General features: G+C 65.2%; 16 protein-coding genes and 1 tRNA gene. 11 read left to right on the forward strand and 6 right to left on the reverse strand.

From position 1 onward, the window contains the following. The first annotated feature begins 9 nt into the window (after positions 1-9). From pglX to BKA25_RS12890, 5 genes are read left to right on the forward strand one after another with little or no spacing between them, the layout of a single operon-like run. Positions 10-3,645, forward strand: a complete 3,636-nt coding sequence (pglX, locus tag BKA25_RS12870) for a BREX-2 system adenine-specific DNA-methyltransferase PglX (RefSeq protein WP_172803793.1) — start codon at positions 10-12, stop codon at positions 3,643-3,645. Beyond that, on the forward strand, positions 3,642-7,391 hold the full coding sequence (locus BKA25_RS12875; protein WP_069849549.1) for a DUF6079 family protein: 3,750 nt from the start codon (positions 3,642-3,644) through the stop codon (positions 7,389-7,391). Before pglX ends, BKA25_RS12875 begins: the two co-directional genes overlap by 4 nt. Further along, positions 7,388-10,075, forward strand: coding sequence for a BREX-2 system phosphatase PglZ (gene pglZ / locus BKA25_RS12880; RefSeq protein WP_069849547.1), 2,688 nt, complete (start codon positions 7,388-7,390; stop codon positions 10,073-10,075). The genes BKA25_RS12875 and pglZ overlap by 4 nt, the downstream gene beginning before the upstream one ends. Further along, positions 10,072-11,388, forward strand: a complete 1,317-nt coding sequence (gene brxD, locus BKA25_RS12885) for a BREX system ATP-binding protein BrxD (protein ID WP_069849545.1) — start codon at positions 10,072-10,074, stop codon at positions 11,386-11,388. The genes pglZ and brxD overlap by 4 nt, the downstream gene beginning before the upstream one ends. After that, positions 11,385-13,682: a DEAD/DEAH box helicase gene (locus BKA25_RS12890; RefSeq protein WP_069849543.1), complete on the forward strand. Its 2,298-nt coding sequence runs from the start codon at positions 11,385-11,387 to the stop codon at positions 13,680-13,682. The genes brxD and BKA25_RS12890 overlap by 4 nt, the downstream gene beginning before the upstream one ends. Positions 13,683-14,449: 767 nt before the next feature. Here BKA25_RS12890 and BKA25_RS12895 read toward each other — a convergent pair. Together BKA25_RS12895 and BKA25_RS12900 are read right to left on the reverse strand one after the other, a co-directional pair. After that, a complete protein-coding gene (locus BKA25_RS12895) occupies positions 14,450-14,932 on the reverse strand; it encodes a hypothetical protein (RefSeq protein WP_157421079.1) in 483 nt (160 codons plus the stop codon). Between the two features lie 242 nt (positions 14,933-15,174). Beyond that, complete coding sequence (locus BKA25_RS12900) at positions 15,175-16,482, reverse strand: RusA family crossover junction endodeoxyribonuclease (protein ID WP_157421078.1); 1,308 nt, start codon at positions 16,480-16,482, stop codon at positions 15,175-15,177. Between the two features lie 624 nt (positions 16,483-17,106). On the opposite strand from BKA25_RS12900, the gene BKA25_RS12905 reads away from it, so the two are divergent. Next, a complete protein-coding gene (locus tag BKA25_RS12905; protein WP_069849541.1) occupies positions 17,107-18,747 on the forward strand; it encodes a hypothetical protein in 1,641 nt (546 codons plus the stop codon). Here the strand turns inward: BKA25_RS12905 and BKA25_RS12910 are convergent, their stop codons facing one another. From BKA25_RS12910 to BKA25_RS12920, 3 genes are all read right to left on the reverse strand, one after another. Further along, positions 18,748-19,101 carry a signal peptidase I gene (locus BKA25_RS12910; RefSeq protein ID WP_069849539.1) on the reverse strand — a complete coding sequence of 118 codons (354 nt, stop codon included), beginning with the start codon at positions 19,099-19,101 and terminating at the stop codon, positions 18,748-18,750. Beyond that, on the reverse strand, positions 19,098-20,528 hold the full coding sequence (locus tag BKA25_RS12915; protein WP_311734472.1) for a transcriptional regulator: 1,431 nt from the start codon (positions 20,526-20,528) through the stop codon (positions 19,098-19,100). Before BKA25_RS12915 ends, BKA25_RS12910 begins: the two co-directional genes overlap by 4 nt. 303 nt (positions 20,529-20,831) lie before the next feature. Next, positions 20,832-21,215 carry a hypothetical protein gene (locus BKA25_RS12920; RefSeq protein WP_069849535.1) on the reverse strand — a complete coding sequence of 128 codons (384 nt, stop codon included), beginning with the start codon at positions 21,213-21,215 and terminating at the stop codon, positions 20,832-20,834. 168 nt (positions 21,216-21,383) lie between these two features. Between BKA25_RS12920 and BKA25_RS12925 the strand changes: the two genes are divergently transcribed. From BKA25_RS12925 to BKA25_RS12945, 5 genes are all read left to right on the forward strand, one after another. After that, positions 21,384-21,599 (forward strand): hypothetical protein, encoded by a 216-nt coding sequence (locus tag BKA25_RS12925; protein ID WP_069849533.1) that lies wholly within the window; start codon positions 21,384-21,386, stop codon positions 21,597-21,599. Further along, the gene (locus tag BKA25_RS12930; RefSeq protein ID WP_069849531.1) at positions 21,599-21,961 is read left to right on the forward strand and encodes a WhiB family transcriptional regulator; all 363 of its coding nucleotides are present in this window, start codon (positions 21,599-21,601) and stop codon (positions 21,959-21,961) included. Before BKA25_RS12925 ends, BKA25_RS12930 begins: the two co-directional genes overlap by 1 nt. Beyond that, the gene (locus BKA25_RS12935; RefSeq protein ID WP_069849529.1) at positions 21,958-22,290 is read left to right on the forward strand and encodes a hypothetical protein; all 333 of its coding nucleotides are present in this window, start codon (positions 21,958-21,960) and stop codon (positions 22,288-22,290) included. Before BKA25_RS12930 ends, BKA25_RS12935 begins: the two co-directional genes overlap by 4 nt. A 173-nt stretch (positions 22,291-22,463) precedes the next feature. Further along, positions 22,464-24,410 (forward strand): FtsK/SpoIIIE domain-containing protein, encoded by a 1,947-nt coding sequence (locus BKA25_RS12940; protein ID WP_311734473.1) that lies wholly within the window; start codon positions 22,464-22,466, stop codon positions 24,408-24,410. Between the two features lie 160 nt (positions 24,411-24,570). Further along, positions 24,571-26,325 (forward strand): recombinase family protein, encoded by a 1,755-nt coding sequence (locus BKA25_RS12945; protein ID WP_084643006.1) that lies wholly within the window; start codon positions 24,571-24,573, stop codon positions 26,323-26,325. Here the strand turns inward: BKA25_RS12945 and BKA25_RS12950 are convergent. Next, positions 26,307-26,390: transfer RNA gene (locus BKA25_RS12950), tRNA-Leu, on the reverse strand. The genes BKA25_RS12945 and BKA25_RS12950 overlap by 19 nt on opposite strands. Positions 26,391-26,431 lie beyond the last annotated feature (41 nt).

Below are 26,431 nucleotides of genomic sequence, written 5' to 3' on the forward strand. Positions count from 1 at the left end.
GAGACGGCAGTGACCGAACAGACGACCCGCGGTCTCGACCTGTCAGCGCTGGTCAAGGACCTGCGCGCCCAGGTCTCTACGCTGGAAAACGATCTGCGGGCCCGCGCGGGCGCGGTTGAGGAGTTCGACACGAGACTACGCGCGGAGTACGCGAAGGCCTGCGAGGCCGGACGCACCGCAGCGGCCTATCAGTCCTGGTTGGACGATCGCGTCACGCAGATCGCGGCGGCGTGGGTGCTGGGCACGGTGTTCGTGCGGTTCTGCGAGGACAACAGCCTGATTCCGGGCCCGTTCCTGACCGGTCCCGGGGAGCGGTTCGGGGAAGCCGAGGACCGGCACGAGGCGCACTTTAAGCAGCGGCCTCAGGACAACGACCGCGACTGGATCGTCACGGCTTTCCGCGCCCTCGCCGATGCGCACCCGACTGCAGCCGGACTGTTCGACGCTGACCACAACCCACTGTGGGAGGTCACGCCGTCGTTCGAAGCCGCCACCGAGCTAATCCGGTTCTGGCGCCGCCGCGACGCCGACGGGCACGTGCGTTACGACTTCACCGACCCGGAGCTGGATACCCGTTTTCTCGGCGACCTGTACCAGGACCTGTCGGAGAACGCCCGCAAGACATTCGCGCTGCTCCAGACACCGGAGTTCGTCGAGGAGTTCATCCTCGACCTCACCCTTGAACCAGCCGTCGAGGAGTTCGGGCTGGAGGGCCTGCGCACCATTGACCCCGCTTGCGGATCGGGGCACTTCCTGCTCGGGATCTTCCACCGGCTCCTCGACAAATGGCGCGCGGCCGAGCCCGGCACCGACCGCTGGGAACTGATCCGCCGGTCCCTCGATTCCGTCCACGGCTGCGACAAGAACCCGTTCGCTGTGTCCATCGCCCGGTTCCGGCTGCTGGTCGCGGCACTGAAAGCGGCCGAGGAGTCCAGGTTGGACAGAGCTGCGACGTTCCCGATCCACGTGGCTGTCGGGGACTCCCTGATCCACGGCAAGGACGTGCCCGGCACGCAGCTCACGACCGACTCGCTGGAGCACACGTACGAGCCCGAGGACGTCTACGACTACGTGCGCGCCTGCGAGCTGCTGACCAAGGGCTCCTACCACGTGGTCGTCGGGAATCCTCCGTACATCACGGTGAAGGACAGGAAGGAGAACGAGAAGTACCGCACGAGCGCGGATTACAGGGCAGTGTGCTCGGGGAAGTACGCACTGTCGGTGCCGTTCGCGAAGCGGCTGTTCGACCTCGCGGTCAAGGCGCCCGGCTCGGAGCGCCGGGCCGGGTACGTCGGGCAGATCACCGCGAACTCGTTCATGAAGCGCGAGTTCGGCAAGAAGCTCATCCAAGACTACTTCGCCCAGAAGATCCACCTCACCCACGTGATCGACACCTCCGGCGCCTACATCCCCGGACACGGAACGCCGACGGTGATTCTGGTGGGGCGGAACCACTTTCCGCGCATCAACGACCCGATCCGGGCGGTACTCGGGGTTCGTGGTGAGCCGAGCCAGCCGGAGGTTCCGGCCGAGGGACTGGTGTGGTCGGCGATCGTCGAGCAAGTCGGCAAGCCGGGTAGTGAATCTGAATGGATTTCGGTCGCGGATTCTGAGCGGAATCAGTTCTCGCTGTTTCCATGGATGCTGAGCGGTGGCGGTGCAGTAGATCTTTCGCGTCATCTTGAAAGCGTGGCTGGAAAGCGGCTGCGTCGATTGCTTTCGCGCGCGATTGGGTTCGCGAGCTTCCCTGGTCGCGACGAGGTTTTCTTTCTATCAGAACCTTGGTTTCGGCACAACGAGACGAAGGATTCTATGTGTCGACCCTTGGTAGTTGGTGAGAATATTCGAGATTGGCGGGAAAATTCGGAAAGTCCCGCGCTCGTGCCCTACGATCAGAAACATGAGCCCGTGGATTTCGATCTCGAATCGTCATGGGGGCGCTATCTCTGGTCTATGCGACGGGTTCTAGGGTCCACGACCGGTTTTTCTGGAGAGTCGCGCGACAGTACGGACGCCCCGTGGTGGACGTGGTATCGCTGGGTGGCAGATAGATACCGCCGTGAGGTTGCATTGGTTTTTTCCGATGTTGCGACTCATAATCATTTCGCGTTGGATCGAGGGGGAAATGCATTTAACCAGCATGCCCCCATGGTTCATATGGCCAACGAGGCGACCGAGGACGAGCATCTGGCGTTGTTGGGGGTGTTGAACTCGTCGGCGGCGTGTTTCTGGCTCAAGCAGGTCAGTCACAACAAGGGCAATGAGGGCTATCAATCCGGCATCAAGACCGAGATGTGGGAACGTTTCTACGAGTTCACCGGCACGAAACTCCAGGATTTCCCGCTGCCGCAACAGCTTCCAACCGAACTCGGTCGCAAACTTGACTCGCTGGCGCGGGCTCTGTCGGCGGTGACGCCGTCGTCGATCGCGGCCGAGTCGGTGCCGACCCGAGAACGGCTCGACACGGCCCGCGCGGGTCACGACAGCATCCGCGCCCGGATGATCGCGCTGCAGGAGGAGCTGGACTGGACCGTTTACCACTCCTACGGACTGCCCAACGACGCGGAACTCGCCGGTGTGCGTGCGGAGTCGTTCGACGACGTGCCGGATGTGCGGCTGGGGGAGCGTGCGTTCGAGATCGTCCTCGCGCGCAAGGTGGCGGCCGGTCAGGCCGAGACAGCGTGGTTCGAGCGCCACGGCTCGACGCCGATCACGGAGATCCCGGATCGCTGGCCGTCCTGGTATCGCGACATCGTGCAGCGCCGGGTCGAGATGATCGAGACGCGGCGTGATATCGCGTTGATCGAGCGTCCGGAGTGCAAACGCCGCTGGTCGGAGACCCCGTGGGACAAACGTGAGGCCGAAGCGCTCGAAACGTGGCTGCTGGACCGGTGCGAGCGGCGGGACCTGTGGTTCGCGTTGCGGGAGGGGCTCGAACAGCCACGCACGCTGACGATCCACCAGCTCGCCGACGCCGTCGGCCGGGATGCCGATGTGCGGTCGGTCGCGAGCCTCTACGCACGCGATCATCTCGGCAAGCCAGACCTGTCGGTGGCGCAGGTGCTCGACAAGGTGGTCGCCAGCCAGCATGTGCCCTACCTCGCCGCACTGCGCTACAAGGATTCCGGTCTACGCAAACGCGCCCAGTGGGAAGAAGTCTGGGAACTCCAGCGTCAGGAAGACAAGACAGGCGAGCGGCTGCCGATCCCGGTCCCGCCCAAATACACCTCCGCGGACTTCCGCAAGGGCTCTTACTGGTCGCAGCGCGGCAAACTCGACGTGCCGAAGGAACGCTTCGTTTCGTATCCGGACGCCTCGCCCGGAGCCGACGGATCGCTGCTGCTGGGCTGGGCGGGCTGGGACCACCGGGACCAGGCCCAGGCCCTGGTGAACCTCGTCAACGACCGCACCGATGAGTCCTGGACACCCGAGCAGCTCACGCCCCTGCTGGCCGGGCTCGCCGAACTCATGCCGTGGATCCACCAGTGGCACGGCGAGCACGACGCCGAGTGGGACGGCAATCCGGCGCAGGAGTGCCAGGCGTTCCTCGAGCAACACCGCAACCGCCATCAGCTGACGAACGAGGACCTCTCGGCCTGGCGCCCCGCCACCGGCCGCCGCAGCAAGCAAGGTGACCAGCAATGAGCACGCAGTATCTTCGTGACGTCATCGCCCTCCCGGAGTCGGTGCACTCCGGGGATTTCAAGGTCGAGCTCTCCGGCGGGTTCGGCAAGACCGCCGAGCGGGTCGAGCAGTACGTCGTCACCGACCAGCTTCGGGATGCGTTCCGGCGAGCGCTGTCGATCGTGCGGGCGGCGTTCCGTGACGGCAGCTCGCACGCGGCCTACCTGCACGGGTCGTTCGGTTCCGGTAAGAGCCACTTCCTGACCGTGCTGCACGCCGTCCTCAACAACGACCCGGCCGCCCGCGCCAAACCCGGGCTGCAGCCGGTCATCGCCGAGAACGAGTCGTGGATGTCGGGCAAGCGGTTCCTCATGGTGCCGTACCACTTGGTGGGGGCGAAGGACATCGACGCCGCGTTGCTTGGCGGCTACGTCGACCACGTGCGCCGTGAACTCCCGGACGCGCCGCAGCCCGCTGTCTACCGGTCCGACGCGATGCTCGACGACGCGCGCCGCATCCGGGAGACCGTCGGCGACGAGCAGTTCGCCGCGATGCTCGGTTCCTCGTCGCAGCCGGCCGGTGCCGGTGGTGGCGCCAAGGACGTCAAAGTCATCACCAAGGGCGGGTCGAAGAAACTCTCGTGGGATTCGTCCACCCTGGACGCCGCGTTCGCCGCGCCCCAGGGCAGCGACGAACGTAACGCACTGGTGTCGGCGCTGCTGTCCGGCCCGATGTCGTCGTATAGCAAGAACGTCAGCGGCGACGAGGCCAAGTTCATCCCGCTCGATGACGGGCTGTCGGTCATCTCCCGGCACGCCCGCGACCTCGGCTACGACGGCCTTGTCCTTTTCCTCGACGAACTGATCCTGTGGCTGCAGGCCAAGATGAGCGACCAGGTGTTCGTCAACGAGCAGGTCCAGAAGCTCGTCAAGCTCATCGAGTCCGGCAACGCGGATCGGGCCGTGCCGATCGTGTCGTTCATCTCGCGACAGCGTGACCTCTCGCAACTCGTCGGTGACGACATTGCCGGCAAGGATGTGAAGAACCTCGAAGCGCAGGTGCATTATCTGGCGGAGCGGTTCGACACCGTCACCATCGAGGACTCCAGCCTCCCCGCGATTATCAAGGAGCGCGTGCTGAAGCCGCTTCCCGGCGGGCGGGAAGTCCTCGACGCCGCTTTCGCGTCGATCGAGTCCACCAAGGCCGCCGACCGCGAGACACTCCTGGACGCGGCAGGAGCGACCGGCGCCACCTGGGACGACTTCCGTGCGGTGTACCCGATCTCGCCGGTGCTACTCAACGTGCTCGTCGCGCTGTCCGGGGCGCTGCAGCGCGAACGCACCGGGCTCAAGCTGCTGCAGGAGATGCTGTACCGGCGGCGTGCGGACATGAAGGTCGGTGAGTTGATCCCGCTCGGGGACCTCTGGGACGTGCTCATCGACAATAGCGGGGACGCGTTTACTGACCGGCTCAAGGGCGAAGCCACCGCCGCCCGCCGGTTCTATGACAAGGCCCGCAAACACATCGAAGGGAAATACCCGCCCGAGAGCGCGGACTTCCTCGCCGCAGACCGGATCGTCAAGACGCTGCTGCTCGCCGCTCTGGCGCCGAGCGTGCCCGCGCTGAGCCGGCTCACCGGGGCGCGGCTCAACGCCCTCAACCACGGCTCGATCCGCACCCGCACCGTCTCGCCAGGGTCGAAGGCAGTGCAGATCCTGCGGGACATGCAGGCTGAGTTCGGCGAACTGCGTTCGGAGCATGAGGAGAACCCGGTGTTCCGGCTCGTGCTGTCCGACATGGAAATCGAGCCGCTGCTCGACCAGGTCGACGAGCAGGACTCCCTCGGTGAACGCCGGAAGTGGATCAAGCGGCAGTTGTTCCGGGAGCTCGGAGTCGGCGACGTCGACGACGCAGTCTCGGACCGCGAGGTCGTGTGGCGGGGGACGCGGCGGACCGCCGAGTTTTTGTTCGCCAACGTGCGTGACGAGAACGAGCTGCCCGCCACGGCGTTCGAGCCGAGCGTTCCGGGGCGGATCCGGATCGTGGTGGACTATCCGTTCGACGACGCCGACAAATCCCCGGCCTTCGATGCGGCGCGCGTCAACCAGCTGCGGCGGGACAAGGTCGTCGCCCCGACGGTCGTGTGGCTGCCGCACTTCCTCTCCACGCAGAAGGGGCAGCAGCTCGGCAGGCTGCTCAAGATCCGGTATCTGCTGGACAAGGGTCGGTTGGCGACGTTTGCGGGGACGATGTCCGAGGACTCGCGAATGAAGATGCGGCACCAACTGCAGGCCAACGCCGACAACCTGGAGAGCCAGCTCGTTGCGACCCTGCGCGGCCTCTACGGCATCGCGGGGATCGACGAGAACGCGGTGAGCAAGCGGGTCGGCGACGACGGGCATCTCATGTCGCTGCTGCCCGACCACCAGCCGCGTCCCCTCGCCGGGGCCGGCTTCGAGCAGAACGTACTTGCGATCGCCGACGGGCTGTTCGACCAGCTCCATCCCAAGCACCCGGACTTCGACGTCAACCGCAACCGCAAGGCTGTCACCCTCGGCGAGCTACGGACGGTGTACGGGTGGATCGCGCGGGCCGCCGAAAACGGGGGCCGGGTGGTCGTCGACTCGAAGAATCTGGCTCTGGTGCGGCGGATCGTGCACCCCCTGGGGCTAGGGGAGGTCGCCGACGGGCCGCTCAACCTCCGCTCCGAATGGCGGCGCCGCATCGAGCAGGCCGCCGCGCAGGATGGCGTCACCGGGGACTTCCCAGTCGACAGAATCCGCACCTGGATCAAGAACGCCGGATTCACCGGCATGGACAACGCCGTCATGGGGCTGGTGATCGCGACCTACGCGCTGCAGTCCGACCGGGCGTGGCTGATCAACGGATCACCCCTCGCGGAGCCACCGAGCCTCGACAAGATCGGGCTCGGGCACGCTCTGCGAGCGCAGGAGCTGCCTACGGCCGAGGAGTTCGCCCGGGCCCGTGAGAGGTTGTCGTCGATTTTCGGGGCGACCGTGCCCGACACGTTGTCGGCGCGGAACGTGGCGGCACTGGCCGAGATAGTGCGGTCGAAGGCTCAGGAGACCGAGGAGGCCCTCGCCCAAGTCCGGCACACGCTCGACCGGCATCGGGATGATCTCGGCATCGCCGTCGACGCGGATCGGATCGTGTCCACCCGGGACGCATCCGACCTCGTCGCGCGGGTCGTGCGTGCCGAAGGTCCGACCTCACTCGTACGGGAACTGGTCGGTGCCTCCTACGGCACCACCGACGTCGTGCTCGGGTCGGTGATCGCCTCGGCCGGGCAGCTCGCCTCGGTGTTCAACACCGTCGAATGGCAGCTCGTCACATCAGTGCGGTCCCTGGTCGGCCGGGAAGCACCGATCGGGAACTGCGCGGAACGCCTCATCGACGGACTGCTCGAGACCGCCTCGGCCAGCCAGTGGACCAGGGACCTCGGGCCCGTGCTACAGCAGTTCCGAGGGGCCGCGCTGGACCTCATCCAAGAGGCAATGCGGCTGGACAACCCGCCGCCGACCCCTCCACAGCCGACGACCGGGACGGTAAACCAGGTCACTCCGCCGGAATCAGGCTCCGGTGCCGACGGGGTGAGCGCCAAGCGGGTCAAGGGCAGCGCCGTCGAGTCCCAGCTGCGCGCGCTGCTCGACGCCGTCCAGGACGAGATCCGCGCGCATTCCCAGGCCCACCCCGGCGTCGAGGTCGAGATCACCTGGCGCGTCGTCGGAAACGAGCGTGATCAATGACCGCACCACCCACAGTCGACCGGCGGGTGATCGAGGCGCTGGTCAAGGAACAGCTGCAGTACGCGAAGGATCGGCGGCTGCTGTTGGTCTACGCCCGCTACGACGACCCGGTCACGACCTTCGTGCTCACCGACGAGCGTCGGCGGCGGGTGTACGTCGATGACCAGCACTCAGTGCTGGGGATGGCCGAGGCGTGGCGGCGGCATCTCGACGAGCACGCGTCCGACGACGATGTGCTGGTGCTCACCACGAGCGTGCCCGACGACCAGCTCGGCTGGGACCTGCGGGCGTATGCGGTGAAGCGGTCGGTGCGCGACGTGGACCGGGCGCGGATCGTGGCGCAGCGTTTCGGCGCCAAGGGCGTGGACGCGCGGGTGCGCTCGGAGGAGTGGCTCGTCGACGGCCTCCTTGACGCCGAGCCGGTCGACGGTTGGCCGCGAGCCGGTTCGGTGCTCACTCGCGACCACGCGATCCGCGCGCTCATCGGTGCGAGGCTCGGGCTCTCGCTCGACGGGGGGATCGACCCCGGATCGCTGCTGGAATGGTCGCGGACCTCCTCGGCAAGCCGGTTCGCCGAACTCGCGGGGGCTGAGCGGGACGGGATCGCCGCGTGGCTCACCGACGCCGTCGGGAGCGCGGCGACGGTGCTGCTGCGGCTGGTCGATCAGGGCAAGGCGGCCGACGCGATGCCGCTGGGTGTCGTGGCCGCGGTGGCGACCGGGCCGAATCCGCCGGTCGAGGCGGGCCTCGCGCTGGGCGGGTTGCTCGGAGGTGTGCACGGGCCACAGCTGCGGGCGTTCACCGAGGCCGTCCGCGGCACCCTCGAACGCTGGATGGGCCAGATCGAGCATCCGCGACACGGCGACGCGGCACGGCGCCGGGTACTGGAGATCGCCGAGCGGGCCGACGAACTCGCCGCCAGAGCCGGCCTATCCGAGGCCTTGCGGGACGACACGTTCGTGCCCTCGGCGTTCACCGCACGGCTCCGAGCATTGGGAACGGCCGTGTCCGGACCGGGTGCCGCGATCGTCGAGGCCGAGCGGGCGCTGAACGCGGTCGGGGATCACGTGGTCGCGCGGCTGCGCCCAGACCGGGTGCGGGCCGCGGAGATGGCGGTACGGCTGTTGCGCTGGTCGCGCGAGCCCGATGTGGACACGAAGTCCGTGGCCGCGGACATCACGCGCTACGTCACCGACACGGCGTGGGTCGATCGGGGGCTGCAGGCGCTCTGGCACGGCGACCCCAGCGGCGACCTGGTCGTGGGGCAGGCGTATCGGGTGCTGTGGCAAGAGGTGCGGCAGCGGCGGGATCGCCTTGATGAGGGGTTCGCGCAGCGGCTGGCGACGTGGGCGCCGCACGCGAGCGCCGTCGGATCCGACGGCGTGCTGCTGATCGAGCAGGTGCTGCCCGAGGTCGCGGCTCCGGTCGCGCGCCGCGCCGCGCCGCTGATCGTCGTGCTCGACGGAATGAGCGCCGCCATCGCCGCCCGGCTCGGCGAGGAACTCACCGAGTGGACTGAGGTCAGCCCCGAACCGCGGCGGGTCGCGGCCGTCGCGACGATTCCGTCGGTGACACAGATCAGCCGCGCGAGCCTGTTGAGTGCGACCGTCACCGACGGTGGGCAGGACGTCGAGAAGACCGGGTTCGAGAAGTTCTGGCGTGGACGCAAACGTTCCGACGCCCGCCTGTTCCACAAGGCCGAGATCGCCGGTGGCGCTGGCACGTGGTTCTCCCAGGAGCTGTACGAGGCGCTGTCCGTGCCGGAACGGGTCGTCGGGGTCGTGCTTAACACGATCGACGACGCCCTCGACGATGGGAAGGAGGGCGACCGGGCCGAGTGGCGGGTCGACGACGTCACCTACCTTCGCGTGCTGCTCGATTCCGCCCGCTCCTATCAGCGGCCGGTCGTGCTTGTCTCTGACCACGGGCACGTCCTCGACCGTGGCGGGCCGCAGACCCAGGCCAGCAGCGTCGAATCCGCTCGCTGGCGACGCGGAACGCCCGGTGACGGGGAGCTCGCGCTCGCCGGTCCGCGGGTCGTCCCCGGTGCATTGGTGGCGCCGTGGCGGGAGGACATCCGCTACACGCGACGCAAAGCCGGCTATCACGGTGGCGCGTCCCTGGCCGAGATGACGGTGCCGGTGTTGGTGTTGGTGCCGAGTCTGGAATACCTGCCCGATCAGTGGCACGTGGTACCGAGGGAACGCAGCGAACCCGCGTGGTGGAGCGGACGGACCGTCCACGCCGAACCTGAGCCGACACCGGTCGCCGCGCCCACGACAGCTCCAACGAAGAAGGCGGCGAAGAACAAACCCGCGCCCGAGACTGATCTGTTCACTGTGGACCCTTCAGCTGCTGAGGTGGCAGTGCCACCCGTGTCGTTGGGCGAACGCGTCGTTGCCAGCGATGTCTACGAGCGCCAGCGGATACTCGTTCCGCGTGCACCGGAACGGAAGTCGGTCGCCGCGGTCATCGATGCGCTCGTGGCCGCTGACGGCCGCGCCAGCACCACCGCCGTCGTCGCCGTCGCCGGGCGGGCCGCCCGGCGACCCGAGGGCTTCGTGCGCATGATCGAGCGGTTGCTCAATGTCGACGGCTATCCGATCTTGTCCATCGAGGACGGAGGAACCACGGTGCGCCTCGACGTGGCGCTGCTGCAGGTCCAGTTCGGAGTCGAGTCGTGAGCGTGGTCAGCGAAGCAAGGCGCCGCGACGTCATCGACGCGCTTCGACGAGGCACCGTGCCCCAAGCGGGACTGGACCTGCTCGCGGTCGGGCTCGACCGGTTCGCCGCCGCGATGGGCGAGGATCTCGACACCGCTGCCCGAGGCGGCGCGGCCTTTCACGCCGTGCGCGGCGAATACGGCTCTGGCAAGACGTTCTTCTCCCGCTGGCTGGCCGAATCCGCTAAACGACGCGGCATGGCCGCGGCCGAGATCCAAATCTCCGAGACCGAGACCCCGCTGCACCGACTCGAAACCGTATACCGCCGGTTGACCGAACGCCTGACCACCGCCGCGCACCGGCCCAGCGCGCTGCGTGCCGTCGTCGACTCCTGGTTCTACACCCTCGAAGAGCAGATTCTCGACGCGGGCGAGATCGATCCCGATGACACGGCAACGCTCGGTGGGGCCGTCGACGCCCTACTGGAACAGCGGCTCGCCGACGTCGCCCGCACCACCCCCGCGTTCGCCGCAGCCCTGCGCGGCTACCGACAGTCCATGGACACCGGCGACACCGTCACCGCCGAAGCGCTCATCGCCTGGCTGGGCGGGCAGAAGTCCGTTGCCGCCTCCGCCCGCCGGGCAGCCGGGGTGCGCGGGGATCTCGACCACTTCGCCGCACTCGGATTCCTGCAGGGCCTGCTCACCGTGCTGCGCGACTGCGGGCATCCCGGACTGCTGCTGGTGCTCGACGAAACCGAGACCCTCCAGCGCGTGCGCGGGGACGTGCGGGAGAAAGGCCTTAACGCGCTGCGGCAGCTGCTCGACGAGATCGACGCCGGACGCTTCCCCGGCCTGTTCCTGATCTTGACCGGCACGCCAGCGTTCTTCGACGGACGACAGGGTGCGCAGCGCCTGCCGCCGCTGGCGCAGCGGCTGGCGACCGACTTCACCACCGACGCCCGCTTCGACTCGCCCCGCGCGGTCCAGCTGCGACTGCCCGGCTTCGACCTGGATTCACTCGGCGAGCTCGGGAGACGCGTCCGCGACCTCTACGCCGACGGGGCACGGAACCCGGAGCGGGTGCGCTCGAGGGTCGACAATTCCTACGTGGACCTTCTTAGTCGGGCGTTGGCCGGTGAACTCGGTGGGAAGGTCGGCGTCGCGCCGCGGATCTTCCTGCGGAAACTCGTCGCCGACGTGCTCGATCGGGTCGATGAGTTCGACACCTTCGACCCTCGCCGCGACTACACCCTCACCCTCGTGGGCACCGAACTATCCGATGTGGAACGCAACGCGGTGCGCGCCGACGAGATCGACCTGGATCTGTCGTGAGCACCGGCGCGCCGGAACCGTGGGCACGACTGCATCCTGCACTGACGCACCACATCGTCAACACGCTCGGGTGGCGCAGCCTCCGCCCGCTGCAACGCGAGGCCATCGATCCCGTGCTCGACGGCGACGACGCGCTGCTGCTCGCCCCGACCGCGGGCGGCAAGACCGAGGCCGCGTGCTTTCCGCTGCTGTCGGCGATGGAGCATCACGGTTGGTCGGGTGTGTCCGTGCTGTATGTGTGCCCGCTCAAGGCGCTGTTGAACAATCTCCTGCACCGCCTCGAGGACTACACCGCCTGGCTCGGGCGGCGCGTCGGGATCTGGCACGGCGATGTCACCGCCTCGGCCCGCAAACGCCTGCTGCGCGATCCACCCGACATCCTGCTGACCACCCCGGAATCCCTAGAATCGATGCTGGTCAGCACCCACGTCGACCACGCCGCGCTGTTGGGGGACGTGCGGGCGATCGTCGTCGACGAGGTTCACTCCTTCGCCGGAGACGACCGCGGCTGGCATCTCCTTGCTGTGTTGGAACGCATCACGCGGTTGACCGCACGACCGATCCAGCGGGTGGGCTTGTCGGCGACGGTGGGAAACCCGGAGGACCTACAGCACTGGCTTCAGGGCTCCGGGCGGGGTGAACGTCCGGGATCCGTCGTGGCACCGGGAGTCCCGATCGCCAGCGCGGCTGGCAGGCCGGACGTTCCAAACGGAACTGGTGCTCGCGGTCGTGGTCGAGGCGTCGGCTCCATCGAAATGTCCGCTCGTGCCTTGAGCGATGCGGCACGTGCAACCGGCAAAGATGCGCGCGACACCGAGAAGGCGACAGTCTCCAGTGAAACATCCGCAGGCCCAGCCTCCCGCGAGGTTCCCCCCGGCGAGATCGAGCTTGACTACGTCGGCTCCGTCGCGAACGCCGCCACGATCATCGCCTCCCTGCACCGCGGTGAGAAACGCCTCGTGTTCTGCGACTCCCGGCAACTCGTCGAAGAGCTCGGTGCCGCGCTGCGCGGGCGAGGGGTGACGACGTTCCTCTCCCACGCCTCCCTGTCGCTGGACGAACGCCGCCAGGCCGAGGACGCCTTCGCCGACGCCCGCGACTGCGTCATCGTGTCGACGTCCACATTGGAACTGGGCATCGACGTCGGCGACCTCGACCGAGTCATCCAGATCAATGCACCGGCCACGGTCGCGTCGTTCCTGCAGCGCCTCGGCCGCACCGGACGCCGCCCTGGAATCAGCCGCAATTGCCTGTTCCTCGCACTGCGCACCGACGCGCTGCTGTGGTCTGCAGCCCTGCTGCGATTGTGGGGGCGAGGATTTGTCGAGCCGGTAACGGCGCCGCCCGCGCCGCGCCACATCGTCGCGCAGCAGCTACTGGCGCTGTGCCTGCAGAACCACACGATCGGCGAGCACACCTGGCCTCAGGAATGGAACGGACTCGAACCGTTCGACCGCACCGCCGAACCAATCCTGCGTCATCTCATCGACGAGGGATTCGTCGAACGCGACGGGCCGATGCTGTTCATTGGACGCGAAGCTGAACGTCGCTTCGGCCACCGCCACTTCATGGACATGACCGCGGTGTTCACCGCCCCGCCCCAGATCACCGTCCTGGAAGGCCGCCGCGAGATCGGCCACACCGACCCCGCACTGCTGACCGAACACGTCGACGGCCCCCGCCTGCTGCTGCTGGGCGGCCGCAGCTGGAAAGTCACCTGGATCGACTGGAAACGCCGTCGTTGCTACGTCGAACCGGCCGAAGCCGGCGGACGTGCACGCTGGATGACCCCGGGCGTCAGGGGTACCGGATACGAGTTGGCGCGGGCCGCTCGCGAAGTGCTGCTCGGCGCCGATCCACCGGTGGCGCTGACCCAGCGGGCGACCTCGGCGCTCGCGGGCATGCGGGAGAAGCGGTCGAGTGTCGTGACCAAGGATGCCACCGTGATCAGCCGCGACGGCGATGACGTCCGCTGGTGGACATGGGCGGGCTTCCGCACGAACGCGACCCTAGCAGCGAGCCTGAACGGCCTGACCGACGAGCATACGCGGTTCGACGACACGACGATCCGACTGCGCGGCGATCTGACCCACGAGATGTGGCGAGCCGGAATCGAGGCAGCCGAGACCCGGCTCGTGCTGCCGGATGTGAACGAACGCGCGTTGGAAGACCTGAAATTCAGCGAGGCACTCCCGCATAAACTAGCGACCGCGACGCTGGCCGCGCGGCTGGCCGACGAACCCAACGCCCGCACAGTCCTCGGCGAACGAGTCCAGTTCGTCGCCGAGGGGTGAGGTGCTAGGAGCCTCGGACGTCGATCCAGCCGCTGCCCACACAGCGCCACGAGATCAGGTGATGTATAGCGCCCAAGTTTCGTGCTGATCCTCGTGGTCCTGGTGACGCGGCATCCGTTGTCGACGCCGCAAACACCAATCGGCGGAACGTGCCCCGGGGGCGTTTCACGACCGAGCCCGAAGCGGACTATTTCGTCGCCCGCAGGGCGGGCCGACGGAACACTGTGCTGCCGTTGCCGGGCTCGCGGCTTCTTGGCGCTGTTGTCGGCATGGCGCTCGGGCGCACGCCGCGCCCACCCCACCGTCGCGAAGGCCCACCTCTGGGCGGCTCCTGTCGCTGGCCGGCCGGGTCGTGGTCTACGCCAGCGTGATTGTCGCCATACAATGGGCGCTGGTTGCCAGTGAGGTGCACCATGGCGTCTTACTCACCGCACTGACGGTCCCAGCATTGTTCGCCGCCCATAGTCTGGCCCGCGCACTAACGATCACCACGAACTGAGCGCCACCTCAAGAAAACCGGCACTGCCGATAACCCACAAAACGAAAAAGAGGCCGCCGAAAAACGACGACCTCTCAACCGTTGAACACAGAAAACTGTGTCCGAGGGGGGACTTGCGCACTAACCACACGGCTCAACGTGTAGTTTTTTGAAGAAAGCTCAATGTTGTTTCTCTTGCTCTGCGAGAGCAGCGATCGCAGAGCAAGAGAAACAACGAAGAAGCTTCGCGCACTATACCCTACGTTCCTTGCGGCGACCAAGGGTCGATCTAGATTTTATCCAACCCGCGCAGAATTCGAACCGCACTAATGGTTGCTAATTGTTGAACCTTAAGATTACCAATAAGGTCAACTTCATCTTGCAAATCAGCGCCCAGGAAGCTGAGGACGGGTACCCACTCTCCTCCGTCCTCAGTCGCATAATCTCGCCACACCGATGCAACGCGAACGCGGTCATGCACAGCGCGATTGCGAAGCTCGATGGCGTTTCCAATGCACGAGATCTCAAATTTCCATAACTGAATGTCTCCCGCGCCCATGTTCTTCGTGATGTCGTTGAAAATCGATCCTGCCGGGCGGTCAATTTTGCCGCCAGGCTTAATCTTGCGGAGAATCATTCCAAGAACTGCTTCAGTCTCTGATGACTGAACCATAATCATACCGCGCAGTTCATTCATTTCGCGCGCATCCGAGTCGGAACTCCATCCTTGAGGTTCTTCGTCGACTTCTCCGGGATAGAGTTCGTACTCCACTGTCTCCCAAGAGACTGAACATACCCCGAAGGGAGGTTCCTCTACGGCCACCCATGAATCATGACAGTCAGATGCTCCGATGTCTACCTAATTTTTTGCGGTAATTCTTTTGCGCGGTTCGATGGAAGCGCGGTAGTCATATCGCCTAGAATTGAATTGTCATGCAAAATGGCCGCGACATCAGGCATAGGAGCCCTTAATGCTTCAATGCGACTTCGAGGATACTGATTTTCCCCCGGACCCTAGTGGTGCTCGCCTCCTTTAAGAAAGGAACGGTGAATCTTATCCGCCTGCAGCATGTATGATTCGAGGGCATCCGTCACGCGGCTCCAGCTACTTTGGAGGCTGAGACCGCTTCCCAGTGCAAGCTGGAGGTACCCGTCCGGGTGGTCTGATTTTTGCCGTTTGAGCTCGATGACTTCGTACGCCGATATTCCCCGGTCCGCATAAATTGGGTTGGATTGCAAAGCAGGGTGGCGAAGGTTCACCTCTTGTTCTTTGATTACCCTTTGGATGATGGGAAGAATGGTGAGCGCAAGATTATCCAAGTCTTTCCCTTGGCTTGGTGGCATAACAAGAAATATAACCTTCAGTGGAACCATCAAGGGCGACAAGCTGCGCTTTCTGTGGAAAAGTTCGATCAGCTCTTTCCTGACGGATTCATGAAACAGTGATCCCTCGCCGGAAGATTTCGGCAGTCGCGGCAACGGATCTGTAATCATACTCGACAGGAGAAAGGAATCTGAATCATTGTTAAGTGGAGTATGACACCTTGTCATCGCCATCAAAATTTCTTTTAACTGCGGCGCCATTATTGGTTCGATTGATCGGCGCGCACTTCCGGCGATGATCCTGGGATTGAACGTTAGCATCGATGCAACCCGTGCTTCAGCTCCTTGCAGGAAGGCGCTCTGGAATTCAGCTAGGCTAAACTGAGCATGCCAATGGTTTCGTTCCTTCCATCGATTTCTTTCCTCGGGCGATGCGGCGTAATTCAGATCAAGAAGTGGCTCTAAAGTATGGGCTGGAAGCTTCGGAGAGCGCATGGGATCATTCTCTTCCTCCCAGATTTGAGTTCGGCTTTCCAGGATTCGCACTAATTCAAGGTCGGCTACTACGTCTCTGAGTGGACGCGCGAAAATCTGAGTCGATCCTTTGGGTGGAAATCCAGCACTGGTTGATTTCTTTAGTGAAACATAAAGCAGCTTAACCTGCCGGTCATCGCGATAAACGATCCCATCCCGGTTCGGGTAAGGTTCCATGGCTGGCCCGATTAGATCAAGCGTATGCTTGGCAAGTCGTTGTATGGATGGTGGTTCGCGACTTGTGCAATGAAAGTCCAACTCTAGCGCCACGGGCCCGAGTAGCTCGCCGTGCTTGCTCGAATCTAGTTGTGTCATTATGCTGCGCTGCGCTTTAGTTGATCGATATTGCACGCCGCGCTTGCCTTTTTGGTCCGGTTCACCATCAATTTCAACTCGCCTAGAGCGGAGGAACCTTCTCATCCATTTAACCGAAAGACCGTCAGGGCTGTCCCAATATTGATCCACTACGCCTCCGTGTGATCCACATCGAAGGCTATTCTACCAAATGGCAACTCCAGTGCGCTCTTCCGAGGACGATCGTCGAGGTCATTCATAGTTCAATAGATACGTGCTCGGTCGGAGCAGGTGTCCCAGCAGTCCCAGATTTTGCGCTCCCTGTGACTGGAGGAGGCGCCTAGGGCGCGGGACGGCTGCTATTTTCGGATGGCTTACAAGGCCTTGCGGGGAAACGCCTCCGCCACCGGCACACAGTCGCACTCGACGCCACCCCGGCAACGGCTACTCAGCCACGCGACGCAGCGCGCCCGTTGGGCGGCGGGGCTGTCCGGTGGGAGCAGAGGTGCCCACGGGTCCGAGGATCGATCTTCCGGGTTCTTCGCCATCAGCGTCATGCCTCCCACCGAGTAGGGAGAACGCGGCCGGGGTGGGGCGCCGGTACGGCTGTCCCGGCCGCGTTCCGGCGCGCGACGGTTTGAGGCGGGCGCGAATGCCCTCCGTCGGGCGCCTGCTTGACCAGCTGCTTTACAGCCGTGCCAAACTGAAATCATCATTTCGTCAGCTTGCGGTCAGCGGTACGACCGCACGCGGACCTAGTGACGACATCAACGGACCTGGGGTGTGGGGTGGCTCGTGAGCGTGTACCGGACCGTGCTTGAGCAGAAGGTCAAGGAACGACGTCAGTCCGTAGAGGAGTTCGCGGAGTTCGTCGAGACGTTCGCCCGCGAACACGGTGAGCCCGGCACCTTAAGCGCTCGGCACCTGCAACGACTGATCTCCGGCAACCGAGCAGATGGCGCCCCGCTCGGCCCTGTTCGGGCGGTTACGGCCCGCCTCCTCGAACGCATTTTCGGGCTCGACATCGATGTCCTGCTGTCCCCGCCACGGGACACCCTCGGGACGGGCGCCACGGAAGTCGGGACACCCTCTCCTGAAGCGGAACCAGCCTCGGGGACAGCCAGGGAAACAGTCGCACTCGCACCCGCAGCGACATTCGAACACGCCGGGTTGTCCTTTGCGTTCGATTGGCTCGACGCGAATACCGGTTGGCTGCCGCAGACAACTCGTACCAAGGTGGCCGTGCGGATTGAGGAACGCGCGACGCAGGGGGAGGCCGACCGCAGTCGACGCCGTTCAAGGACGGATCGGAGTTCTCTTGCCCAGGGCATCGCGGCCTACTACGACCGTGGGTTGCCGGGACATGACGTCTATCGGGCTCGGTGTGACCATCGGGAGATCGTGACGACTGTTCTCACTCGACCAGAGTGGCTCGATCTCGCGTGTCCGCTGGGGCCGGAGACAGACTTGTTGCGGTTGGACGATGCCAGGTTGAGCACTCCGCCGGTCCACGCTGGCCCACAGCACGCCATCGAGCGATTGGCGGAAGCGGTGGAATCCGGCGTGCGTTTCACCGACCTTCCGCTATACCGGCTGCTCGACATCGACATCCGAGGCGGCAGGATCGCCGGATCACTGGGGCTCGCCTCGTTCGTCGAGTACGCGTTGACGATGGACCTACTCGAACACGAGCTGGTCGATGCTGTCGCTCGGGATGCGACACCGTGGCACGGAACTTTGTCACTGCGGGACCGGTATCTGCCGACCCTCACGGCCGCACTCGACTTCCGTTCTCGCCTCTGTGTGGGCGGAGTGGTCTCGCTGTGTGCCATCGCCCGGCCCACCGACGGCTATCGGCCAGCGGACTACACACTGCTCGTTCAGGAACGCTCCGCCCAAGTGCTCAACGCGGCTCGCCGCCTGGCCGTGATTCCCAAGGGCTTCCACGAGCCGATGACCGACGTTCGTGCGGATGCCCGGCTGGGCGCGACACTCCGACGCGAGATGGAAGAAGAGCTGTTCGGCCGCCGCGATGTCGACAGCACCGGGGGAGGGAATCGGGCCGCCGACCCGATGCACTTCGGACGCCTGTCCGAGCCTATGCGTTGGCTGACCGAGGAACCCGGCAGGCTACAGACGGAATGCACCGGGTTCGGGTTGAATCTGATCAGTGGGAATTATGAGTTCGCGAGTCTGATCGTCATCGATGATGAGGACTTCTGGCGGAAGTACGGCGGTGCGATCGAGGCCAATTGGGAGACGCACGGGCTCCGCCTGTATTCCAGCCTCGATCGTCGCCTGTTGGCTGAATTGATCAGTGACGAATCATGGAGCAACGAGGGGTTGTTCGCTCTGCTGCAAGGTCTTCGACGACTGGGGGAAATCGGTGGTGATCGCGTCGACCTCCCCCGAATAGAATCGTACGGGAAACGGTGATCAGGAAGGGAACGACGGCCAACGGACGGTGATGACCACCGAATCGGCGAGCGCTTCCCACGAGTGATCGATCCCCGGCCCCCACAAGACGTAGTCGCCTTGCCGAGCAAGGGTGACGCTGCCCTCGGTGAGGTCGAGTCGGAATTCTCCCTGGACCATCAACAACAGGGTGGTGCGCTGGTCATCGGCCGTCCACTCGGCGCGTTTGTCGCCTGCCGGGTGGTTGGCCCATTTCACCTCGACGTCTTGGGTCGAGCGGATTCCCTCGGCGGGATCAATGAAGTGGCCGAGCAACCAGCCACGGTTGTCCTGCGTGTCATCGTTGGCGTTTCCGTGTTGCCAGCGAGTGGTCAACTCCGTACCTCCCAGTCGATCGCAGGCAGGTTGACGCGGTCCCCGCCGATCTCTTTCAGTCTGCGAAGGCCCTGCAACAGTGCGAACAGGCCTTCGTTGCTCCACGCTACCGCACCGATCAGTTCGGTGATCAATTGCCGGTCCAGACTCGAATACTGGTGGAGTCCATGCGATTCCCAGTTGGCCTGGATGTCGCCGCCATAGCGCACCCAGAAATCTTCATCGTCGATGACGATCAGACCGGGGAACTCGAAATTGCCGCTGACGAGATTCAGCCCGAATCCCGTGCATTCCATTCGCAGCCTGCCGGGCTCCGTGCTCAACCAGCGCATCGGCTCGGACAGGCGGCTGTGGTGCATCGGGTCCGCTCGCAACTGACTGGTCAGCGTTCCATCGACGTCTTCGCGGCCGAACAGCTCCTCTTCCATCTCGCGGCGGAGCGTCGCGCCCAGTCGGGCATCCGCGCGGATGTCGGTCATCGGCTCGTGGAAGCCCTTAGGAATCACGGCCAGGCGGCGAGCCGCGTTGACGACGTGTCCGGACCGTTCTTGAACGAGCAGCACATAGTCCGCCGGTCCTCGGCGCGGTTCGGCCGGGCGAGCGATCGCGCAGAGAGCGAGTGTGCCGCCAGCACAAAGCCGACCGGCGACGTCGAGCACGGCGGAGGTGTCGGGCAGAAGTCGGTCCCGCAGGGGCAGCGATCCGGGGCCGACTGCACTTCCTACGGCGAGCGCGTCGACTAGCTCGCCTTCCAGCAGGTCCATCGTCAATGCATACTCCACGAACCGGGACAGTCCGAGTGTTCCCGCGACGCGGCCCGTCGCCATATCGATTCCGGTCAGTCGGTACAGCGGCATGTCGGTGAGCCGGATACCCAGGGCGAGCGTCTCCGCCAGCCGTTGGACGGCATGATCAGCTGCCTTGTCATTCAGCGGAGCGCCGATCGTCGAGGCGCTGTCGACTGTGAGCCGGTCGTGCTCGGTCATGAGGGCGGCGCCGAGATCGAGCCAGTCCGGGTGGGTGAGGACGCTCGTCACGGCTTCACCATCGTCCCCGTACCGGGCGGCGTAGCGGCCGTGCCCGCTGCCGCTGTTGCGGTAGTAGCCGCCGAGCGCGTTCGCAATGCCTCGTTGGTCGACCCGGCTGCGGCGACGACCCCGGTTCTGAAGATCGTTCAGGTCGATTGTGGCCAGCCGGGAGGAGACCGCGAGCCGAGCACTGCCGGGTTCCCATCCTGCATGGTCGTCGAGCCAGTCGAAGGCGCCTGCGATGTTCGGGTCTGTGTTCAACCGGGTCACTGCGGCAGGGGAGATCGACGTTAATGCGGTGCTGGCAGAGTCCGATACCGACGGCGAGTTGAGCGCGTCGAATCGCTCCCGCGCAGCCGGTGAGGCCTGTTCCAACATCGTGTCGAGAAGCTGTTGCATCTCCGGTCGTGGGCGGGTCGTCGGCTTCTGATGCCAACCGGCGACAGTGCGAACTGCGATTCCGAGTTGGGCAGCGAATGACTCATTGCTCAGCCGCAGTGCCGCTTGTAATGCACATGCGCGTTCGCCGGTCCAGCCTGTCGTCAGCGCCATCAGCTCATACCCCCGTCAATAGCAGTGTCGTGTTGCTCTGCACTGGTCATGCATCGGAGTTGCACTGTCATCGCATGGTTCTCCACCTGCATTGCCGGTGGAATCAATGGCATGAGAGAGACCCGATTCCCTGGTCCGCGATTCACACCGTTATTTCGAATCGCGGACATGCTCGATCACCGTCGCCAGATCGGTGTGCAGCTCGTCGAGACGCTCGGTGATCTCGGTCAGCCGATCTTCGATGCTCTCCAGTCGCGACCAGACCGTGTCGACCTCGTCGCTCACCGGTTCGTCCACTTCGGACGGTGTACGACCGCGAACCACGGCGTCCAGGTGTTGCGGGTGCCAGCCCAGCGTCACGGACAGGGATTCCAGGGTGCGGGGGCTGCGTCTGCGCTCGACGGTGTGGTGCTGAAGCTCCCGGACGATCGCCTGCGAGACGTGCGAACGCTCCGCGAGTTCTCGTTGTCGCCAACCCAGCTCGTTCACGCGCGCACTAATCGCCTTGGCGACTGCCGCCCAGTCCTCCGACACCTATTCCTCCGCGCTCCGCCTCGGCGCCGAGATTAGTCGCTCCACACCTATTTGCGTGACGACAGGGCGTTGTTCGGGGCGCCGGCGACACAACACGCCCTATTGAGCGCTGAAATCAACACTATGTTGCTGAAATCAATACATCAGGCTTCGTCGAGAGGTTTTCTCATGGCTATTCGTCTGCCCGAATCCGGGCGAGAAACGCACTACACCGTCCGCCAAACCGCATGGATTCTCGGAGTCCATCCCGCCCAGGTCTCGCGTGCCGTTCGGCTCGGCGCGCTGCGTGTCCGGTGGCACGAAGGCAGTCCCCGCATACCGGCGACCGAACTCGTTCGCCTGCTCGGCGAACACGGCTACTCGGCAGCCGGGGGTGACGCCTGATGACTCACGAGCAGTGGGACGGCGTCATCCGCCGCCTAGCCGAGTTCGCCCCCGTGCCCACCGATGTCCTTCGCAACACCGTCGAGCGCGACGGCCTGTGTCTCTCGGAGCACCGCGAAGGCAACCCGCCCGAGTCCGACATCACCGAAAACCCGGACCGCGAGCTGGCCGCGCGCTTCTGTGACGGCTGCTCAGTCCCGGACGAGTGCTTGGCGCTCGAACTCCGTACCGCTGGGGCCGAGACCCACGGCATCTGGGGCGGGCTCGCCGAGGACGACCGGCGCGCGCTGCATCCCGTCTGGACACGACACCGCTTCTCCGACTCCGACGCTTCCGATCACGAAGGGGCATCACTGTCATGACCGCTCTCACCTTGACGCCGATCGAGATCATGGCAGGGCTCGGCGTGCTGATCGCGTTTGCCTCGGTGTGGCGAGCGGGGGCACGACGTGCCCGCGCTGCGGCGGACAAAGCCCAGGCCGGTGGACGCCTGTTGTCGCTCACCGGGCGGGTCTTGTTCAACGCCGGGCTGATCGTCGCCGTTCAGTGGGTGCTGTTGTCCAGCCGAGTTCATGACGGATTGGTGCTGACGGCCTTGGCCGTGCCGGCGCTGTTCGCGGCCTACAGCCTGACCCGCGCATTGACGGTCACCACGAACGACCTGCCTCGCCGTAGGGGTGGTCGTCGATGAAGAGAGCGAAGACGAACGAGACGAGCACCGCTTTGGACCGATCTCCGGCAAGTAGCCCGCCGATCCCGTTGCTCGGGCCACAACGCTCATTGGCCGCTCGGCTGGTGGACCAGTGCCGTCACTCCCGAGTGTTCCGGTCGAGGCGGTTCGGAAGGCAGGCCGTCAAAGATGCCGTGACATGGCTGCTTCGCTCCCCGCTGCGGCTGGCAAGCGCGGTCGGCCGAGGATTGTTGGCCGCGCTACGCGCATGGCGCCGATGGGTTCGAGTGCAGGACTACCGGGACGCGATCGAACAGGCTGAGAAGCTCGCAGAGAAGTTCGTCGAGATCCGCGCGTTGACGCTCTACCGCTGGCGCGTCACCGGGATCACGGCAGTAGCCGCCACCTTTCTTCTCCTCATGGCCCACGTGATCGCCGCGCCACTCGCGATGTGGGGCGCGGTCGGGGCGAGCCTGATCGCCCTGGCGGTGGCCGGACGCCGGAAGGAAGGGGCGACGGGCCGCACACCGGCTCTGGGCGGGCCGCGCACGCTCGCTTGGACGATGGACCCACAGGTGTTGGTCGATGCCTTCCGGGACGCGAAGTTGATCGGCCGAGACGAGTCGCTCCGCTTGGTCGAGCGCGCCACGCACACCGGCGGCGGGTGGTCGATCACCGTCGACCTACCCGCCACCCGCAAAGCGGCCGACGTGATCAAGCATCGGGACGCCCTGGCCTCCGCACTGGCGGTGGACGAAGTGCAGTTGGTCGCCGAGCGGGTGCGCGGCCGAGGCGGACATGCCGGACGGGTGTTCCTCTGGGTGGCCGACGTCGACCCCTACAGCGGTCCGCCGTTCTCCTCCCCGCTCGTTCGCGCGGAGAGCTGGGACGCCTGGCGGCCGGTGCCGTTCGGCCGCGACGCGCGACGGCGGAAGGTCGATCTTCCCTTGGTATGGACGTCGTTGCTGGTCGGTGCGATCCCTCGGCAAGGCAAGACGATGGCGGTGCGCTTGGCCGCAGCCGGATTCATCCTGGATGCCTTCGCCCGGCTGTATGTGTTCGACGGCAAGGGCGGGAAGGACTGGCGGGCGGCCGAGGCCGTCGCCCATCGGTTCGTCTGCGGCGACGACCAGGCGGACGCCGAAGCTGTGCGGGACGGCTTGGTCGAACTCGTGGCGGAGGTTCAGTCCCGATACGCACGCATGGCCGAACTCGACGACGAGACGTGTCCCGAATCGAAGATCACGCCGCAGCTTTCTCGTGATCCCGCCCAGCGGATGCCCATCACGGCCGTGATCTTCGATGAGGTTCAGGTGTTTCTCGACAACCCGACCAAGGTGGCCATCGGGGAGCGGGGAACGACCCTCGGCGAGTACATCGCGGACATGCTGGCCTACCTCGCTCGCAAGGGTCCGGCCGCCGGGATCATCGTGGTGCTCGCGACCCAACGGCCCGATTCCCAGACCATCCCGTCTCGGCTCCGATCGGTGCTGGGCACCCGTTTCGCGCTGCGGGTGATGGACTGGCGGGATTCCAACATCGTGTTGGGCGACCAGATGAACACCCGTGGCTATGACGCTTCCACGCTGCTGCCGAGCCATAAGGGCGTCGGCATCCTGCGGCCGGACGGGGAGACCGACGCGGGTGCGGATGCGGTCGCCCTGACGGTGCGGACCTTCTACCTGACGAACGCCGAGTGGCGGGCTATCTGCGTGCGCGGTCGACTGCTGCGGGAGATCGCCGGAACCTTGTCGGGTTACGCGGCCGGGGAGGACACGACGCGGGCCGTCGACTCGGCGGACGTGGCGGGGGCGCTCAGCGCAGGGCCGGTGAGCTGGAGTGCCGAGCGGCTGCCGGAACCGCTGGGGGCGGTCGTCGAGTTTCTGGGCGAGGAGTTACGCCCCGGCGGCCGTCGCTTCGTTCCGACCGCCGAACTCACCGACGCACTCGACGTGGAGCCGAGTGTGTTCGCCCGGCAGATGGGCGAATTGGGCTGCCGACCGACCCGGCATTACGTCCCGGAAGGCGACGGTGTTCGGCGGGTGCGCGGGTATCTGACGGCAGAGATTCGGGACGCGGTCGCCCGCGTCCGATCTGGTGAAATCAGCTCGACTGGTGACGATGCGGACGGTGCGGCGTGACCGCGCGGACGACGGACGCCGAGGGTAAATCGGTCGTCTCGGTCCAACTTCCCACCGATCTACCAGTGCTGACAACGTCTGTGAGTCGTGTTCTGCTTGCCATACTGGTCGAGTTGACCACGATCCCGGTCCTCGGCGACCGAACTGACGAGGTGATCAGATGACTGTTGAAATCAACAACCCCTGGAAAGTACTGGACGATCTGCTGGGCGTGGAGGTCGTCGAACCGGTGGACGTCGGTATCGGGCCGGTGGCCTTCTACGGCCGGTGCTCCACCGAGGACAACCAAGATCCCGAGACGTCGCACAGCTGGCAGGTCGGTACCGCACGGAAGTTCGTCGAGCCTCTCGGCGGGACGGTGACAGCCGAGTTCTTCGACATCGGCCAATCCCGTTCGGTCCCGTGGGAACGGCGGAGCGACGCGGCTCGCTTACTAGCAGAACTGAAGAACCCGAACCGGGGTTGGTCCGCCGTGGTCGTGGGGGAGGGGACACGCTGCTGGTTCGGCAATCAGTTCTCGTTGATCGCGCCCAAGTTCGCGGCCTATGGCGTTGAACTCTGGGTTCCCGAACTGGGTGGGAAGTTCGACCCGCGCAATCCTTCACACAAGATGCTGATGAGTGTGCTCGGCGGGATGAGCGAGTCAGAGCGGCAGCACGTTCAAGCTCGTGTCCGTGCGGCCATGGATGCACAGGTGCTCAACGAGGGGCGCCATCAGGGCGGTCGAGCCCCGTTCGGTTATGCGGTCGTCGACGCCGGTCCGCATCCGAACCCGCGTAAGGCTGCCGAGGGATACCGGCTGCGGGTACTGGAGATCGACCCGGAAGCGGCCGAGATCGTGCGGCGGATCTTTGCCGAGTATCTCGATGGCAAGGGGGATCGGGCTATCGCGGCAGGGCTGAACCGCGATTCCATCGCCTGCCCCTCGGCACGTAAGCCCGAACAGAACCGGCATCGGCTCGCCGACGGGTGGCAGGCGAGCACGGTGCGCGCGATTCTCGACAACCCCCGCTACACCGGATTCGCCGTGTTCGGACGGTGGACGCGACACGAGACGCTGCTTGATCCCGAGGATGTCGCGGCCGGTCACGTCACCCGGTTCCGGCGGGCGGAACCGGAACAGGTGGTGCGGTCCCGTCGCCCTGCCCATCCCGCAATCGTGTCTGTGGAGGACTTCACGGAAACACAGTTGGCGCGGCGTTCCCGCGCGTCTGGAGGAATGCGCGGCATCGCGAAGCTGGAGCGCACACGGACAACGGGGACACGCCCGTATCTCCTCCGAGGGATGGTGCGGTGCGACATCTGTGGCCGGAAAATGCAGGGCGCGACGATCCGCAAGCATGACACCTACTACCGCTGTCTGGCACGTTCCCTTGCTCCTGGATCGGCTGCATTGGCCGAGCACCCGCGCACGGTCAATCTCCGTGAAGACGAGCTGTTGGAACCGCTTAACGACTGGATCGGCAGACTGTTCGAGCGGCGAAACATCGACCGCACCGTGGCGGCACTGGTTGCCTCCCAGGACGGCGGCGGCATTCCCACTGATCGAGACGCCGCGAAACAGAGACTGGCAGAGGCCGAAAAGAAGTTGCGCCGATTTCATGACGCGATCGCCGCAGGCGTCGATCCGGCTGCGCTGGTCGACCCGATCAACGAAGCACAGTCCCAGCGGGCGACCGCTCGCGCCGAACTCACCGGTACCCGCGCTCCCGGCCTGATCACTGAAGCCGAGGTACGCGCCATGATCGACTCACTGGGGAACGTGGGAGAAGCGCTGTCCGGTGCTGATCCGAACGAACTCGGACAGCTGTATTCAGAACTGCGGCTAAATCTCCGTTACACACAAAAGGAGCGGACTGTGATTGCCACAGTCTCGCCCCGTGTGTTTAACGAACGTGTCCGAGGGGGGACTTGAACCCCCACCTCCTTATCGGAGACTAGCACCTCAAGCTAGCGCGTCTGCCATTCCGCCACTCGGACCAACTTCGGCTTCTGCCGTGCTGATGGGCATAGGTTAGCTG

Source organism: Actinoalloteichus hymeniacidonis, from assembly GCF_014203365.1.
In the GTDB taxonomy this organism is placed as follows: Bacteria; Actinomycetota; Actinomycetes; order Mycobacteriales; family Pseudonocardiaceae; genus Actinoalloteichus_A; species Actinoalloteichus_A hymeniacidonis.

What these genes read in the sequence shown, in the direction of transcription:
- BKA25_RS12875 (WP_069849549.1), top strand. Translation starts at nt 3,642, where the DNA reads ATGAGCACGCAGTATCTTCGTGACGTCATCGCCCTCCCGGAGTCGGTG.
- pglZ (WP_069849547.1), top strand. Translation starts at nt 7,388, where the DNA reads ATGACCGCACCACCCACAGTCGACCGGCGGGTGATCGAGGCGCTGGTC.
- BKA25_RS12915 (WP_311734472.1), bottom strand. Translation starts at nt 20,528, where the DNA reads ATGCAACAGCTTCTCGACACGATGTTGGAACAGGCCTCACCGGCTGCG.
- BKA25_RS12925 (WP_069849533.1), top strand. Translation starts at nt 21,384, where the DNA reads ATGGCTATTCGTCTGCCCGAATCCGGGCGAGAAACGCACTACACCGTC.
- BKA25_RS12930 (WP_069849531.1), top strand. Translation starts at nt 21,599, where the DNA reads ATGACTCACGAGCAGTGGGACGGCGTCATCCGCCGCCTAGCCGAGTTC.
- BKA25_RS12935 (WP_069849529.1), top strand. Translation starts at nt 21,958, where the DNA reads ATGACCGCTCTCACCTTGACGCCGATCGAGATCATGGCAGGGCTCGGC.
- BKA25_RS12945 (WP_084643006.1), top strand. Translation starts at nt 24,571, where the DNA reads ATGACTGTTGAAATCAACAACCCCTGGAAAGTACTGGACGATCTGCTG.